Below are 15,919 nucleotides of genomic sequence, written 5' to 3' on the forward strand. Positions count from 1 at the left end.
CGAATACAACCATCCTGCGCCGCCGGGTCGAGTATCCCGCCTCGGACTGCCCTTAAAGCAGTTTAGCCTTGCTCCTCATTCACAATGTTGCGTCTTGCCGCTCAGTCGTGGGTAGATGGTTTCCCCAACTTGCGATTTTTCCGATACGCTATTGTCCCCCTTGTGGTTTCCCTCCGGAGTAAATCGGATGACGCTAAAGTGACGCTTTTCACGTCTTTGATACTTTTCTTTACCGGCTTGCTAAAGCCGGGGTCCCAAAATGCCCGCACACCGCCTTTGGATGAAAAGCGGCGTTTCTGGACGCGCGATATATTTCAATCATACGGCCATACACAATGACAAAGATCACGATGGACAACACCCACATGCACAGGTTGATAATGTTGGTCTCCAGCCACAGGCCGATCAGCTCCCACATCCCCATTGCTTCAAGCTGCGTTTCCAGGTCGGCCAGCGCAGCGGTGACGTCCATGTTCCCGTTTATCACGCCGGCGCTCTGGCTCACCACATTCTGGGCGACGTCAAACACCGCCATGACGATAGTAAAGCAGTTGGTGAGCAGGTATGTGGCAACAAAGGTTTTGAAAATCCACTTGAAGATGTTGAACGTATCAAAATCGTGCATGTTGTTCTTTTCCAGGATCATCTGGATCAGTTCATAGACAAGGACAAAAGTCAGGATAATTCCCGCAATGGGAATGACGACGGTTTCAGAAAGATTCTGGATCATGCTGAACACGCCGCCATTCCAGCCCTGCGGCGTCTGTCCTACCTGTGAGGCCACATCCGAGACCTGGCTGTTGACGGACTCAAAGATACCGGTGTATTGTCCTGTGATCGCTTCAATTAAGCCCTCTTTAATCCAGTCTGTTATCCGTTCAAACAGACTGCCCATCGGCTATTAACCGAACAGGCCGGAGAGCAGCGGGATCAGTGTGGCACCCACCAGCGCAATGCCGCCGCCAGCCATAAGCTGTTTCATGCCCTGGGATTTGGCACCAGATAGCGATAGGTAATCCTTTGAAGTTATCGCCGGATTTTCCCCCGCTCCGCACCGTGCGTGCGGCTTTCACCGCACACGGCGCTCCATCGGAAATGAATTTCAACGGTTTTGAACACAACTTACACACTTCGTTACAGCATTAAAGAATGCTTAAGCGATAGCTGGCGTTCCCGCCAGTTTCCGCAGTTTATTGAGTTTTTCCAGTTGCTTTTTGTTCAGTTGGAGTTGTTTTAGGTACTTCTGTATCGTTTCTTCTAAGGTGGCATGGATAAGCAGGTGAACAGCTTCGGTTACGAGAACAAGGTTGCTGTACTTATCTGTCCCGCCATTTTCCAGCGGAACTTTGTGGTGACAGCGTAGGTCATAGGGCATAAGTTCTGTGCCTGTAATGGCACACCGCCCATACTGAGCCGCAAACAACGAAATTCTGTTGTCTGCAAATTCAATACTTTTGTCCAGTACAGGAGTTCGCATGAGCCATATCATCGTATCGGTGTTTACACCGAGATTTTTATGGATTTCTGCCCGTCCTTCCGGTGTGTACCGGTTGATGGTTTTCTTCTTGTGCTGGGCGTCCCGTGTCTGAACATATCCCATCGGAATAAGCGGGTGTCCGTTCAAAAACCTTAGCTGTTTACTTTTTCCGTACCGCTCCTTTATGAAGCCGCGTTCCAGTTTTCCCTTTCGGGTCAAGCCCCGCAGTCTGTTTGACATTTGCTTTTTCAGCCCTTGCACTAGGTTAGGAAAGTCCTCGCCTACACGGGTCGCCAGACGATAGTAATTATGAAGTCCGGCAACTACCGAGTTGTACTGCTGTATTGCGATCTATTGACTTTGGCTGTCAGCCGGGGTCTGTATCGCTTTAATCGCAGCTGAGATTTTCTCCTTTGCGTGCGCAATCGCTTTATCGCTCATATGTGAGCAGACCACGTACTTTTTCCCTTTACGGTAGACTTTCATCTTGAATCCCAGAAATTCCGAGTACCGCTGTTCCATGTTGATTACCTTTGACTTTTCCGGGCTGATGTCCAGTCCTAAACGGTCTTTCAGCCACCGCTTTGTTGCCTCAAACGCTTTCACTGCATCTTTGTAACTGCGGCAGAAGATTTTGAAGTCATCGGCATATCTTACGAGATACATTTCCTTGAGATTACTCCGGCGCAAAGCCCGGTAGGTATGGCTTTTGATGTCCGTACCACGTGCGTTCTGCCGGGTCTTGTATTCGTAATGGGTGGGCATATTTTCCCATTGGGAAGATACCCACCAGTCCAGTTCATTCAGCACGATATTTGACAAGAGCGGTGATAGTATGCCGCCCTGCGGCGTTCCCTTTGTCGGGTAAATTCTCTTGCCATCGGGAAGAACGATAGGCGCTCTCAACATCTGCTTGATAATGCACAGCAGCTTTTTATCCCGGATACCCAGTTCCCACATCTGCCTTATCAGCTTTCCATGATGTACGTTGTCAAAGAAACCGTGTATATCCAGGTCAACCGCATAGTGTAAATGCTGTATCTGCATGAGCCGACAGCACTGTGCGATAGCGTGTTCCGTGGAGCGGTTTGGACGAAAACCGTTGGAACGCTCGTGAAACTTTGCTTCGCATATCGGTTCCAGCACTTGCAGAATACATTGCTGTACGATACGGTCAACGATTGTGGGAATACCCAGCGGTCTTGTTTTTCCGTTAGGTTTTGGGATTTCTACCCGCCTTACCGGGCGGGGATTATACCAACTGAATTGTTTTTGGATAAGTCGGACGAACTTCTCCTCCTCCATAGAAGCCAGATGTTTAATCGTCCTCTTATCCACGCCAGGAGTACCACTTCCTTTGTTTCCTTTGATTGTCCGATATGCCAGCTTGATGTTTTCCTCACTTGCCATTAGGCCAACAAGGTTCTGAAAGGTCTTGCCTTTCAAACTGTCGGCATACAGACGGTCAAAAGTGTTTTGCAGGTCGTAATACTCCGTATAGCGGATTTTACTTTGTTTCGGTTTGTGTGTTTGCTGCTCCGAAGTCAACACAGGCACCCGCTCCTTTCGGTTTGGATTTTCTTTGTCATACTCGAAGCTGTGTTTGTTGTGTTTTCAGTATTCTTAATTCATTTCCGACTTGGGGCCGTCCCTCCACAGACTTATTATTTCTGCTTCATCGGTACCATGCCCCTACTCTCACTGGGATTAAGTGCGGTTATACCAGTTTTACCCGGCTTTCCCGCCCAACGGCCTGCAACGGCTTGTTTTATACGTTCCCAGCTTTCCACGTTCCGACAATCCTATCATTTGATACTTTTAGGTGCTTCCTCTAAGCCTGTGCCCAGTTCTAAAAGAACCTTGCCGCCTGTAACGGCACGTGGAGTTTCATAACAACCAGTCTTACTAATCCACGGACACGCCATATCAATGGCCGTATGCCTTTCGACACACTCACAACGTTTAGACCCGTACATTCGGAAGTAGTCAGTGCGGTCGGTCGCACATTCTCACCATGAGTATCTGACACCCGGCATATAGGTGACGCCGCCCACCTCTGGGCAGGTTTCGTGCGGATTGTTCCGCTTACGGCCACTCTCTGCCGACTTCACCGAGCTTTTGACCATGAAGCAGTTGCACACTTCAAAGCCAATCGGAGTATCAGTGTGGGCGTTTCCAGGCGTTTCCCTTTCATTCCACCCATCGGATTGTCAGTTCTCCTAAGATTTCAAGCTATAAAGCCCTTCGACTTAGTGCCTAACCTTTTCAGTTAGAAACGTGTCGCACGGTTGTCATTGCCATAACCTTCCAGAAGGTTGATAACGCCCCATGCGCCGAGGCCGGCACCCAGAGCAATAACCAGGATTTTCAGGGTATCAATCGCACTTGCAAAAAAAGCCATAAAGTTCCTCCTTTAATTTAAGAAATATTGTTTTTGTGTTGTGGCCATATCAGGCCGGAAACGAAAAAACGCCCCTGTGCTTCAAGAACATTTACAAAAAGCACAGGGGCGGCAGAGTTCAGGATATACCTGAAAAAATATTCAGTTGTCAGGGAGGTGCACGAATCCTCAATAAAACCTCCTTCCGGTGAAAAGAAAAAGCCCGTCAAAGCCAGAAACCTTAACAGGCAGCTACATCATCATATAGCCGGAGCCTCCAAATCCTCCGCTGTGACCTCATAATTGCGGTACAGCTCGCCGGGACGCATCGGCAGTTTTGTAGATAAAAATTTCTCAATGTCAAAAGCGTTCTTCTCATTGAAATCGGAAAGCAGCCGGTAATTTGGATGTCTGGTAATATCGTACTTCCGGGAGAGGAAAGGGCGCACGCCTCTGATCTGCAGCAGACATTTTCCTCCGTCCATCACGGCCAGCTCGTCCACCGACATTAGATCCTTCCCCAACTTCTGGAAGTTCTGGCCGTGGGATTCCTGGTTGCCTTTGGTGACGCTGGTGTTATACATATCAATGGTTTCCTTTCCGAGCAGGGAGTTCCAGCTTTTCAGCGTGGTTTCTTCCTTGCCTCCCAGGAAAAGGGAAGCGTCACAGTTGCCGATGATGGTGTCCATGTTGTCCTTATAAAGCGCCTTCAACTGGCTCTGCGCCTGCAGGACCAGACAGGCCGAAATCTCCCTGGAACGGATCGTTGCCATCAGTTTTTCCAGGTTTGGAATCTGCCCGATATTGGCGGCCTCGTCGATCAGGCACCGCACATGTACCGGCAGCCTGCCGCCGTACTTGTCATCGGCACGCTCGCACAGCAGATTGAACAACTGCGTATAGGCCATGCTGACAAGGAAATTGAAGGTCGCGTCCGTATCGCTGATAATAAAAAACAGCGCCGTTTTCCTATCTCCAACCAAGTCAAGCTCCAACTCGTCATACATAGTGATCTCCCGGACTTCCTTAATGTCGAAGGGGGCAAGTCTGGCACCGCAGGAAATAAGGATAGATTTTGCTGTCTTGCCCGCCGCAAGTTTGTATTTTTTATACTGGCGTAAGGCGAAGTGGTCCGGGTCTTTCTGTTCCAGTGCGTCAAAGAGAAGGTCAACGGCATTTTTGAAACTTTCGTCATCCTCCCGGACCTCCATAGCGTTTATCATTTCTACCAGAGTGGAAAAATTCTGCTCGTTTGTTGGGGCCTCATAATAAATATAGCCGATCAATGCCGTGTAAAGCAAAGTTTCGGCCTTGACCCAGAAATCGTCGCCGGATTTTCCTTCCCCTTTGGTGTTTGCGATCAGCACTGTCACCAGTTTCAGAATATCCTTCTCATTGTGAATGTAGGCAAAAGGGTTATAGTGCATACTTTTTGAAAAATTGATCGTATTGAATACCTTGATCTTATAAGGCTCATACACGATTTTTCCATTCTTTCCCCGGACCGGGTTGCCGTCCTTATCCAGTTTCGGTGTGCCGCGGCTTAACAGCTTTCCCACCTCAATCAAGACCGTACCTTTCGGATCGGTGACGACATAGGAGCTGTGCATCTGCATAAGATTGGGCTTGATAAAAAATCTCGTCTTTCCAGAGCCGGAACCACCGACTACCAGCACATTTTTATTGCGGGCATGGGCCGGATTCTTCGGCCTGCCGGACATCATAAGCCCCTCGGTCTGCGTCAGGATAATGTTGTTTTCCGGTTTCGGGTCCATAAAAGGGGCAATGTCTGTTTTGTTGCCCCAACGGGCCGATCCGTATTCCACATTTTTGCGGTACTTTTTGGCATCCTTTCCTTTGAGATAGACAGCCAGCCGCACAATCACCGCACCGCATAATCCCACCAGCCAGTCCAGCGCCGCACCCGGCCACATACTCTGAAAAGCCAGTGAGAAACCTTCGGAAAGCCCTAATAATTTCTGTGAGGCATCCGCTCCGGGGGCAAGGCGAACCGCCTCGCCCAGCTTCGCAAAGACCAGAAGGAACAGAAGATAGGGCAGATGGAGGATCACCTGCTTTTTCAGGGCATCGGTATCTATCTTCATCGTTCCGGCCCTCCGTGTTCCTTGTTCTTTACCCGGTCACGGCCAAGCACCTGCGCCAGCTCCTTAAATTTATGAAGCTGGGAAAGAAGCGACGGCCTGGTGCTGCGGGTAAGATCCTTCCTCGTAAATTCCTTAAAAGCCGCTGTCAGTGCGTCCGCCTGGTTTGCTTTGAAATAGACCGTCCATTTCGGGGGATCGGTCCCCAGCTCTTTTTCAATATGGTAGCGGACCTGGTGTTTCCTGGCGTACCGCTCAAAAGAGCGGATTCTGCCGGACACTTCAATGGTATTGGCTCCAGGGTCTTTATAGGTCAGCCGTTTCATGCTGTTCCTGCCGACTTTCGGGGTAGTGCGTTCCTGCTCCATTTTCCTGAGCACAGCGGCAATCGCAGAACGCAGCACCCGCCCGGACAGCTTTGCCGCCTGGATGGAGACCGAAACGGTCCGCTGTTCCAATTCTTCCTGCATGTGCATCCTCCTTCCTGATAGAATCTGTAATAACAAATAGGAAATAACTGTTTAACGAGCGTCCCCGATCACCTGCTGGCGCGGGGTATGTTCAAAGGCTTTTGCCGCCTGGTTCACCTGGATTTTCGCATGTTTCAAAAGCGTCTTGATGATGGTCGCCGGGTGATCCTGTTCCTCCAGGTGGTCCACCATATTCTTACAGCCCTCCGGGAGATATTCAGCCATATCTTTACAGACATCGGCCAAGTCACCCATGAAGCCCCAGCAGCTATCCGTAAGCTCGCCGTTTTTGTAAAGCTCAAAGCCGTAACACTCGCCCCGCAGGTAGGAATCATAAGCGGCCACTTCGCTGCGCATCAGATCCTCCGCCTTTTTCCGAATGGTGCCGGTCATTTTTTCGCCGCCGAACTCTTTTAGGACATTCTCTTTGGAAACATAAATCCAACCGACTTGCCCGCTGTCCCAGGGATCATTGAAACTTGTGGTCTGCATGGCAAGGCCGCTGTGATCCATGAGATAAAGGGGCAGCGTAATGTATTTTTCGGAGATCACCTTCAGCATGGCGTCATCAACCGCCCGTTCCTCCGTCTTTGGCCCGTGCCGGAACCGGCTGCTCACAATGTTCACCATATGTTCATAGCGTTTCAGACCCGCTTCATCATGCCCCACGGTATCTAAATACATCTCCCGCAGGAAATCATCTTTATCCATGTAATTGTGACTGTCACCCAGTGCGTAGCGGGAGTGGAAGCAGACCATCGTTCCAAAATGCTCGTCTACCTCACGGGGAGAAATTAAAATATCGTCCGGCTGCACCATCAGGGCATAGGGGCCTTCTACTGCCATCAGCATAAGCTATCAGCTCCTTTCCGGCTCTCTGGGCCTTTTATCCGATATTTTCGGCTCTGTCTGTGCCGCCTGTTTTCTTGCATTGTCAAGCTGCTCCCGCACCGAAACATCCCGTTTCGCTTCCGGCGCGCCTGCGCCGAAGAAGCCCGGCAGCTCCTTGAAGCCGATGCTGTCCACGTAATATGCGGCGTCTGCACCATTCTCATGCAGGACCACCACATCGGAAACGGAAAGGGAGTGGCCCCTGAAATCTTCCGGGTGGTCGATATTAAAACGCCTGTAAATATCCTCCAGTGTTTCGCCCGGTTCCCGCTGCATTGCATAGACCATCTGGTAATGATCCCGGTCCACGGAAAGCCCTTTGCTTTCCAGCCAGTCAAGAGACATAAAACGGAGATTGTCTGTATTGTCCGATAAGCCAAGCTGGTAAATGGAATAAGCGCTGATCCCGTACTCTTTCTCATAGGAAGAAATACGCGCTAAAAGCGGCGCTGTTTCTCCCTCCATGTGTTCCTCGCGCTCAAATGCCGCCAGCCTCATTCGGATTTTTCCGGTATCTCCTGAAAGCAGCTCGTCCGCCATGCGCTCTTTCTCTGCATGGGAATCCGGGTACAGGTCTGCATAGGCCCCGCTGTTCTGCCTGAAAAATTCATCCAAGTCAAAGGCCAAATCCGTGGTATCGTCAAGTCTTATGTCATCCCTGCCCGGTTCCTCCATGACAGAAGCCGGCTGCTGCTTTTCTTCCGGTGGGAGGGGCTGCTTCACCGCAACGATCTCACCCGCCAGACGGAAGAACTTCTCCGGGTATTTGAATCGCTCCGTGTATTTCTCCATCAGGTCAGCGGGAAGGTCTGTAAAATCTTCTTCGCCCAAACCGACGATCAAAAAATTGCCGGGAACAATATCGTACAAATGGCCCTCATCATCATAAAGTGCCCGGTTTAAGGGCAGACCTATGAGCTTGCCTTCATCATTGCAGATCAGTCCAACCAGATCATCAAAGGGATAAGTTGCCTGAATATCTCCGCCAACGGCAGTCTGCAAGGATTCCAGCCCGCCCTCAATTTCAGTCTCATAGGGCGATTTGCCCGGCTCTACCATTAACACCTTCATAGCTGCATATCCTCCTTCTTTTTATTTGCCGCACCGGGAGCAGCAGGTGTTTTCTCCTGCGTTTTGGCCGCAGACAGCTTTCCCAGCACGGAAGGTTTCTCCGGCTTTTCAGGTATAGAAATACCGCCCTCCGAAACTTCGGTGGCGGTGCGGTCTGGTTTTGCCGGTTCCTGACCCTCCACCGTGTACCCCGGCAGGAGTGCTCCATACACGGTAAAATGGTGCTCATACTGTTTTGGTATCTGCGGGGAAATTTCCGTGAATAAATGGGAGTAGGCTTTTTTCCGGCCTTCCAGATACTTTTCAGCGGCGGCCTTGTCCGTGTAGCGTTTCTGATTCTGCCCGGCAATCTTTTCGCCATAACCCTGCTTTGGGGAGTTCACATAGACATCCCAGGTCACATACCAGGCAACCGGTACGCTCTGTTTGGTTTCCCGGTCATATTTGGTATCTTCCCAAATACCACAACTCATGCGGTAGACACGGTTGCTGATTTCTTCGTCATTCCGCCAGTTGTCGGTTTTGCGCCATTCATTTGCGGTATGCTCCACCTCCGGGGTTCGCAGGTAAGAAAGCGCCCGGTTGATCATCTGCGTGGCGGCTGCCTGCTTTTCCCATTGCTTTGCCGCCGCGACCACAATCTCATAGGCTTTCTGTTCACCGTCGATACTTCCCTGGCGCATGGCCTCCAGATTTTCGGCGCCCATTGTAATCAGGGAGGAAATATCCACATCTTCACAAGAAACACTGTGCTCGATTTTCAGCTCTGCACCTGGTTCCAAATGATCGCCGTACCGGTAAGCACGGTAATCTTTATTTTCTTCCAAAATCTTTCACACCTCCTTAAATCTCCGGCACACGGCTCTTTTTCGGGACCGCCTGTGCCGGGGTAGTTTTTTCTGCCGGCTTCGCCGCTGCAAGCTGCGCCATGACCGAAGGCCGCTCTGCCGTAAATATGGAAATCTGCTCATTCTCTGCTAATGGCTGCGCCGGAAGGGGCAGCGTCACATCCGAATGGGTAAGTATCTGCTCCCGTTTCAGGTCTGCCACGATCTCGTCAAATACCGCGTTGATAGCCCGCCGTTCCTCACCTTCAGGATAGGCTTTCAAAACCTCCATTTTTCCGTCTTTATCGGAAACAAAGGTAACGGCACAATCCGCATGGCCCACCAGATAATCCGATTGATAGGGCAGCTTATCCTTGATGTAACAGGCAAAGGCCCTGGCGGTCATTTCCACGTTGCTGTCCCAATAGCCGCCGTCCTTTTCACATTCCTTTCCCATGCGCACGGAATTTCGGTAAAAATCGGTCTCCACACGTCCAATCTGCGGGGCCTCCTGTGCCTGCATCCCGGACAGCATGTGCTCGAATATTTCCAGCCTTTCCCGCTCACTTTTGGGGATCACCCGCCCGGTGACAGACTTCTTAAAGGCACTGATCTGTTCCACGGAGCCGGCCTCGCCGGACAGAAACGCCTCCCTGAGAACCGCGTAAGTTTCCAGCTGTTCCTCATTGCCATGCCGTTTCAAGGAACCGAGCACCGCAGAATCCAGCCAGCTTGCCGCGTTTTTCCGGGTGCGCTCTGTCTGTGCTTCGGTGCGTTTCGCCGCCTGCTCCGGTGTCTCCGGTTTATATTTCATGGCTTCAATTAACTTCTGAAATGGCGCATAGAGGCGGGGCTGTTCTGAGAGCATCCCCTTTACGCCCATTTTCGTACCCAGGTAATCGTCCAACCCGTGCCACCATTCATGTGCCAAAGAGCCGGCCCCGTGCATCTTCGTGAGATTGATAACCTTGCGAAGCGGTTCATAGTGGGCTGCCGCATTGCCGCTGCCCCTGGCGCCGAAAGCGATAGCAAGCGTCCCCTGATAGGCAATATCTTTGTCGCTGACCTGCAGGGCTGCCGCCAAATCTTTGAGTGCTTCAAACCCCATGTTGAGGGAAGCCTGCCGGTCATTCTGGTTCATCCAGTTCCCAAACTCACCGCCGCGGAATCCGAAGGTATCAAGGTAGTGCTGCCCGGTAATCTCTGCGCCGTTCCTGTAATCCGGCCCGGTTCGCCGCACAGCGATAAGCTGTGGAGGCACAAACCGCGTCTTTCCGCTTTTGCTGCGGCCTTTTGCCAGCTCCTGCACCCATTTCAGGGCAGCCTCCCGCGTTTCAAAATTTGTCTGTAAGATGGAATAGCCCTTCGTCACATACCAGGTATCAGGTTTCCAGTCATTATTTTTGGAATAAGTATTCTTCCCGTCGTTGAAATGGATCGCATAGCCCTTCGGCACCTTCTGGTCTTTGGAAACGCCAAACTGTTCCTTCTGTGCTTTCTGTGTGAAGTTCCGCTCAAAATATCCTGCCGAGCGGACCATCAGGGTATTGGACAGCTTGTTTGTAATGGCCGGGTTCTCACGGCCCTTCTCCGTCACCTGGTAATGGGTGCCGCTGCCCCAGCCCTGCACCTGTTCCAGATACCCGTTTTCCACAAAGAAACGGTCATAGACCTGCATGGCGTCCTCCACGGTGCGGACTTCCGAAACCGCGCCCTGCAGCTCCCGTACCGTCTGGATATATTCTTTCTGCCTTGCAAGGCGTTTCTCCGGCGTATCATCCCTGCGGTAATACTGCGGGGAGGCATTTAATCCGTCCCTCGCCTTTTTGATGAAATACACCACGCCAAGGGGAATCCCATCATCAAGCATGGCCTGATAATCCGGTTTCTTCCAGATATTATCCTTTTTTACAAATTTCTCGGCTTCGCGCTCATTCATGGCGTCCAGGTCGTTCACATAGAGCCCCCGGTCCTTCCATAAGTCTTTTTTCGCGCCGCTGATCTTTTCCCCGAAATCTTCATGCTGTATGTTATCCGCCAATCAATATCACCTCCAGTCTGTCATAAAAAATCACCGCTCCGGGGAAGGGCGGCGTTCCTGTGATTTATCAAGCTGCGGGCGTATTCTCATGAGCCGGTCTGTCTCCCTGCGGACCAGCCGGTCAAGCGCGCCCAGGTCCTCCGGGGTAACGGCAAACTCCCGATAATGCTCATACCAGAGGCCCGCCCGGACAGCCGCAATAGGCGCAATCTTTTCCGCCCCTCCGGGAAGGAGGCGGTAGACCGAAGCCCCGTCAAGAAGCAACTGCTTCGCCGTTCCCAGGGGTATGCGGTACATATCTGTGTCCGGATTCTGCGCCTCCTCCATATACTCCACATTCAGACGTTCCTCCAAATCCTGGGGCATATAGGAAAATGCCTGTGCCTTCCACTGGCTGAACAGGTTGGAATAGTGGTGCTGCCATTCCGTCACCTGCTCCGGCGCATAGAGGTAGCGCCAGGTTTTCAGGGCGTCCTTTTCGCATAGTTCCATTGCCTCCCATTTTTCAATGCCTGCCTCCGCCTTCGTGCCGTCCCGGTATTCCATGTTGACTCCGTAAGGGTAGAGGGTATTCCGTTCTATGTCCTGCCGCAGCGTGTCAAGGTCCGTCATCAGGACATCCCCGTACAGCCGTCCGTCCTCCTTACGCTCTGTGTGGAACAGGAAAGCCCTGGCGCCGGGGTATTCCGTCATGGCGGCCATCCGGTAAAGCTCTCCTGTGGGATAGTAGGCAGACAGGGCATCAGCAATCCATATGTGGTTTTTTCCCATGATAGCGATAGAATCCGGCCCGGTGTTGGTTGCCAGTGAGCGCAGGTTGAATTCACTTTCCCGCAGGAAATCCCCGGCCAGGATATGGAGTTCATAGGCAAATACGCCTAAATCTGTATCACGGACTAAGTGAATCTGCGGAAGCGCATCATCTTTCATAGTGACCGGTGCCATTTATAGATTCCTCCCATCTGCCGGCGGCTGCCCTCCGGCAATCTTGCCGACGATCTCCGGCCCGGTCTCGTAAATCTGCATGAGCCGCTTTGCTGTTCCGCATGGCTGCGCTGCACCGCTGGTCCAGAGCCGGACCGTGGAAGGGGCGACGTTCATCAGAAGTGCAAAGCCTTTCTCGTTCATATCCAGCTTTTTCATCAGCGCCTTAACCATGTCGGGGCCATAGTCCGGACACCGGGCAGCTTCGGCAATCATCTGTAAAGCGGTGTTCTCTGTGTTCATCATTTCTAAAATCCTCCTGTCAAATTGAAATAGCTGCCTGTTTCTGGCGGCATTGTTGTTGATGGTCTTTCATTTTCTTCGTAACATGGAGCAGCATTTCGTTGTAGTCCTTTCCTATACGGGGCGGGTTGATCCCCACCCGGATATGTTTGAACCGCTGATCTTCATGGAGCATTGCCTTGATCCTCCTGGCATTTTTAAGGCCTCCAAGGTCATTGTCCATGTAGAGGCTGACGCGCCGGATTTCCGGGTGGCGTTTCAAAAATGCAGTCAGCGCCACATGGGAAGTGCCGCCTAAAGACAGCCGGTAGCCGTCCCATTTCCAGCCTTCCAATTCCTGCAGCGTGGCATGGGAGAGGGCATCAATGGGTGCCTCAAAGACCGCCACATGGCGGCTGCCCGGATTCCTCGGTGGATAGCAGAAGCTGTATTCCTTGTCGCTGCCGTAAACATCTTTTCTGAGATTGCCGGTAATGCTCCGCATACAGGCAAACTTCGCTTTGCCGGCTTCATCCTTTCCCACAAACACACAGACCGGCTCGCCATGATACCGTGCCTCATAGAACAGCCCTTTCCGGAAACACCGGCCAATCACATCAGAGCTGATCCCGCGCCGCTGTAAATAGGAAACAGCAGAGGTAGCACACCGTCTGGCCCAGGGGAGAGAAAAAGGTTTCTTCTCCGGTTCTTTCTGCACATGGGCTTTTTCTGTTGCACTCCGATAGGCCGGTGCCTGCTGGATTTCTCCGCCTACCAGCGTATGGACCGCATCCACCAGCCCATAGCCCCGAATCTGGATCAGATAATCCAGGGCGTTGATACTCCGGCCCCGGCTGTTCCAGTACCAGTACCTTTTCCCGGTCACATAGATCAGGCTGTCATGTTCCTTGTGCCGGTAATTGGGCCCGTCCCGTTTCAGTACCCCAGGCTCATGGAACTGCAGGTATGCGAACAGGTCCGCCTCCCGCGCCGCCTGAATCTGTTCTTTGGTTACGCCGGGCATCGTGCCGGCACAGTATTTCTTTTCATCGTGCCCCGCCTCCTTTCCGTGATGAAAAAAGACGCCCAGAGGCGCCTAACAGCCGTACAGGTCATGGTTGACCTCGGCACGGTAATAACTGTCCATTGTTGCCGGGGCATTATACAGCGCCGCCAGCAGGTATGCCTTGATATTCCCGACTTTTGTAGTGTTCTTGTCAATACAGTCAAAGACATACTCCAGGTGGTCGGAATTGATCTTCAGGAAACGGCCCTTTACCACCTCCCTGGGAAAATCATCCCCGGCGATACGGATAAAGGGGCGTTTGGATAAAACCACTTCAAGCATAAGCTCCACGGTCTCGTCTAAGCGTTCTTTCCCATACCGGGAGACCATACAGTCATACTCAATATTTTCTTTGATGATTTTGCTGTATGCGTCTATCAATCCAATCCGATCCATCCCATCCGGGCGGCCTGCCGCCTCCGGCTCTGCTGGATAGATTGATTGATGGGTTCTTGATATATCCGTTTTTGATTTTTTAGTTCTTTGTGGATTAGTATTTAATTGTGCGGGATTTTCCTGTCCTGGTTCCACCTGTTCAGGTTTTGCCTGTCCTGGATTTACCTGTCTTGGATTTTCCCGTTTAGGTGGAAACGTCTGTTTTTCAGCGTTTACAGGCTTTTCATGGATGGTATATTCAATATCTCCGAGCTGCCCGTTCTCATAGCGGAGGCGCTGCCTGGTGAGATACCCGTGCCGCTCCAGCTCCTTCAGGGCGGTAGTGATCGAATCCACACCGTCCTTACAGATATGGGCGAGTCCCTTTGTGGTATAATCCCAATCTTCCGGCAGCGACAGCATGAGGGAGAGAAGCCCCTTTGCCTTTAAGGACAGTTCCGTATTGCGCAGATGGTGGTTGCACATGATCGTGAAGTCCTTCGTTTTTTCTACCCGGAATACAGCCATTTCACAGCCTCCTTTCTCCGGTTATTTCCGTTACAAGGCGCGGTCCCTGCGGTCATAGTGGAGGTGCCCGCCTGAAACCTTCGCATGGTTTTTCAGTTTGACTTCGCCCCGTTCCTGGCTGTCTAAGAATTTCTGATAGCCGGCATCCGTCAGGAACAGGCGCATCTTATCGCCCCTGTCACCCACAGGGGAATCATAAGACAGCACATCAAAGACAATCATGTGCCTTACCTCCGGGTCAAAGCGTTCCAGCGCCATGATGTCATGCCCCTTCAATTTCTCTGCGCCGGATTGCTGTCTGGCCTCGGCAATCTTTTCCCCGATCGTCCGGGGCGGGTAGGGCAGACGGTAATTCTTCTGAATATCCCGCACGATGTCCATGCACTCGGCATCCGTCAGGACGCGTAACTTTTCCATCAGATTTTCCGCTGCCTTCCGCTGTTCGAGATTCTTTGTGTACCGGGCGGTCATGTAAAGCTCATTCAGAATTTTGGATTGATAGTCACCTTCAACCTGAAACAGCAGCCGTTTTTCCATTTCGTTTAATTCCATGTGAATCTCCTTTCTCCTGAAAATGGGTATGAAAAAGGGCGCCCACCTGTAAAAGTGAAACGCCCACGGCAATCAGCGATCCGGCAATACCGGACCGCTGGCACTATTAAATTTTGTCGTTAATGAAACAACCTCCTTTTTTCGATGATTTTCTCGTCACATTTCAACTTGGAAAAGGAATTGAATAAATGACGGCAAACGCTCAAACCCCTTGAAAATAAAGGCTTTTTCCGTTTGTCGTTATTATACCGTAACGGCATACGCATGCGTCACTTTTGCTGTTTGCGGGTGTATCCATTGCCAGTGTTGCCAGGCGCCTGGGACATGCCAGCATGACGACAACACAAAAAACATATTTGCATATCATTCAAGAACTTGAAAATAAAGATGTTGATCTGGTTATGAGAACATTATCGGGACTGTAAACACAAATTATAATTTAAAGCAAAATCACTTACGCTGATGAGGAATAACAAATGTATAAGCATTGGACGAGAGAAGATATTAAAGCATCAAGTGAACGCTTGCATAATCTTTACGTAAAAGCACCGATAGACTATCGTTTCTTTTGTGGTCATGATATCCAAAGTGAAGATGATATGGACGCATTGGATTATTATATAATCGGTGTATGGCTGATTCAGCATAGAAGATACACGGATTGGTCAGATAGAAAATCCTTTGATTTAGCAGAGGTGTTGGAATTTATGCGTATTTATGGAATTCGAATTCCACGATACATGAAACGCACCAGATTCTATCGAAAGAAAAAGGATCAGCTTTTAAAGATATTAAATGGGAGCTTTACCCATGTGCATCCCACATAATCTATGCCCATACTTCCCCCTACAACGTTTTATCTTTTTTTGTCTTTGTATTTTTCTACGAAAACTATTTTATGAAGATGCTGTCGTAGAAAAAGCAGGGTATCCG

Annotated in this window: 14 protein-coding genes and 3 pseudogenes; 2 read left to right on the forward strand and 15 right to left on the reverse strand. The window is 50.9% G+C overall.

All coding sequences use genetic code 11. The features are described from left to right. Positions 1-229: 229 nt before the first annotated feature. The 15 genes and pseudogenes from OCV62_RS10280 to OCV62_RS10350 all read right to left on the reverse strand — a co-directional run bounded on the left by OCV62_RS10280 (position 230) and on the right by OCV62_RS10350 (position 14,986). Positions 230-895: a VirB6/TrbL-like conjugal transfer protein, CD1112 family gene (locus OCV62_RS10280; protein ID WP_055218741.1), complete on the reverse strand. Its 666-nt coding sequence runs from the start codon at positions 893-895 to the stop codon at positions 230-232. A gap of 6 nt (positions 896-901) precedes the next feature. Continuing rightward, positions 902-1,000 (reverse strand): annotated as a pseudogene (locus tag OCV62_RS10285) (Maff2 family mobile element protein); the annotation flags it as partial. 153 nt (positions 1,001-1,153) lie between these two features. Further along, a pseudogene (gene ltrA / locus OCV62_RS10290) lies at positions 1,154-3,028 on the reverse strand (group II intron reverse transcriptase/maturase). A gap of 718 nt (positions 3,029-3,746) precedes the next feature. After that, positions 3,747-3,878 (reverse strand): Maff2 family mobile element protein, encoded by a 132-nt coding sequence (locus tag OCV62_RS10295; protein WP_082424488.1) that lies wholly within the window; start codon positions 3,876-3,878, stop codon positions 3,747-3,749. Positions 3,879-4,117: 239 nt separating this feature from the next. Next, positions 4,118-5,962 (reverse strand): VirD4-like conjugal transfer protein, CD1115 family, encoded by a 1,845-nt coding sequence (locus OCV62_RS10300; RefSeq protein ID WP_055218739.1) that lies wholly within the window; start codon positions 5,960-5,962, stop codon positions 4,118-4,120. Beyond that, positions 5,959-6,429, reverse strand: a complete 471-nt coding sequence (locus OCV62_RS10305) for a PcfB family protein (RefSeq protein WP_055218737.1) — start codon at positions 6,427-6,429, stop codon at positions 5,959-5,961. The genes OCV62_RS10300 and OCV62_RS10305 overlap by 4 nt, the downstream gene beginning before the upstream one ends. A 51-nt stretch (positions 6,430-6,480) precedes the next feature. Continuing rightward, on the reverse strand, positions 6,481-7,281 hold the full coding sequence (locus OCV62_RS10310) for a hypothetical protein (protein ID WP_055218735.1): 801 nt from the start codon (positions 7,279-7,281) through the stop codon (positions 6,481-6,483). Between the two features lie 6 nt (positions 7,282-7,287). Further along, on the reverse strand, positions 7,288-8,391 hold the full coding sequence (locus tag OCV62_RS10315; RefSeq protein ID WP_055218733.1) for a DUF3846 domain-containing protein: 1,104 nt from the start codon (positions 8,389-8,391) through the stop codon (positions 7,288-7,290). Continuing rightward, positions 8,388-9,218 carry a hypothetical protein gene (locus OCV62_RS10320; protein ID WP_055218731.1) on the reverse strand — a complete coding sequence of 277 codons (831 nt, stop codon included), beginning with the start codon at positions 9,216-9,218 and terminating at the stop codon, positions 8,388-8,390. The genes OCV62_RS10315 and OCV62_RS10320 overlap by 4 nt, the downstream gene beginning before the upstream one ends. 16 nt (positions 9,219-9,234) lie before the next feature. Then, on the reverse strand, positions 9,235-11,259 hold the full coding sequence (locus OCV62_RS10325; protein WP_055218729.1) for an LPD1 domain-containing protein: 2,025 nt from the start codon (positions 11,257-11,259) through the stop codon (positions 9,235-9,237). Positions 11,260-11,289: 30 nt separating this feature from the next. Then, on the reverse strand, positions 11,290-12,204 hold the full coding sequence (locus tag OCV62_RS10330; protein WP_242856402.1) for a hypothetical protein: 915 nt from the start codon (positions 12,202-12,204) through the stop codon (positions 11,290-11,292). Further along, complete coding sequence (locus tag OCV62_RS10335) at positions 12,205-12,489, reverse strand: helix-turn-helix domain-containing protein (protein ID WP_033141604.1); 285 nt, start codon at positions 12,487-12,489, stop codon at positions 12,205-12,207. 16 nt (positions 12,490-12,505) lie between these two features. Beyond that, on the reverse strand, positions 12,506-13,489 hold the full coding sequence (locus OCV62_RS10340; RefSeq protein ID WP_033141605.1) for a toprim domain-containing protein: 984 nt from the start codon (positions 13,487-13,489) through the stop codon (positions 12,506-12,508). Positions 13,490-13,561: 72 nt separating this feature from the next. Further along, a complete protein-coding gene (locus OCV62_RS10345) occupies positions 13,562-14,434 on the reverse strand; it encodes a DUF6017 domain-containing protein (RefSeq protein WP_033141606.1) in 873 nt (290 codons plus the stop codon). A 30-nt stretch (positions 14,435-14,464) separates the two neighbouring features. After that, positions 14,465-14,986: a DUF5720 family protein gene (locus OCV62_RS10350; RefSeq protein ID WP_006861269.1), complete on the reverse strand. Its 522-nt coding sequence runs from the start codon at positions 14,984-14,986 to the stop codon at positions 14,465-14,467. 254 nt (positions 14,987-15,240) lie between these two features. Here OCV62_RS10350 and OCV62_RS18470 point away from each other — a divergent pair. After that, positions 15,241-15,411: pseudogene (locus tag OCV62_RS18470) on the forward strand (site-specific integrase); the annotation flags it as partial. 51 nt (positions 15,412-15,462) lie between these two features. Continuing rightward, positions 15,463-15,813, forward strand: coding sequence for a chalcone synthase (locus OCV62_RS10360; protein WP_262586501.1), 351 nt, complete (start codon positions 15,463-15,465; stop codon positions 15,811-15,813). Positions 15,814-15,919: the final 106 nt, after the last annotated feature.

The sequence above is a fragment of the Gallintestinimicrobium propionicum genome, assembly GCF_025567525.1.
GTDB lineage: Bacteria > Bacillota > Clostridia > Lachnospirales > Lachnospiraceae > Gallintestinimicrobium > Gallintestinimicrobium propionicum.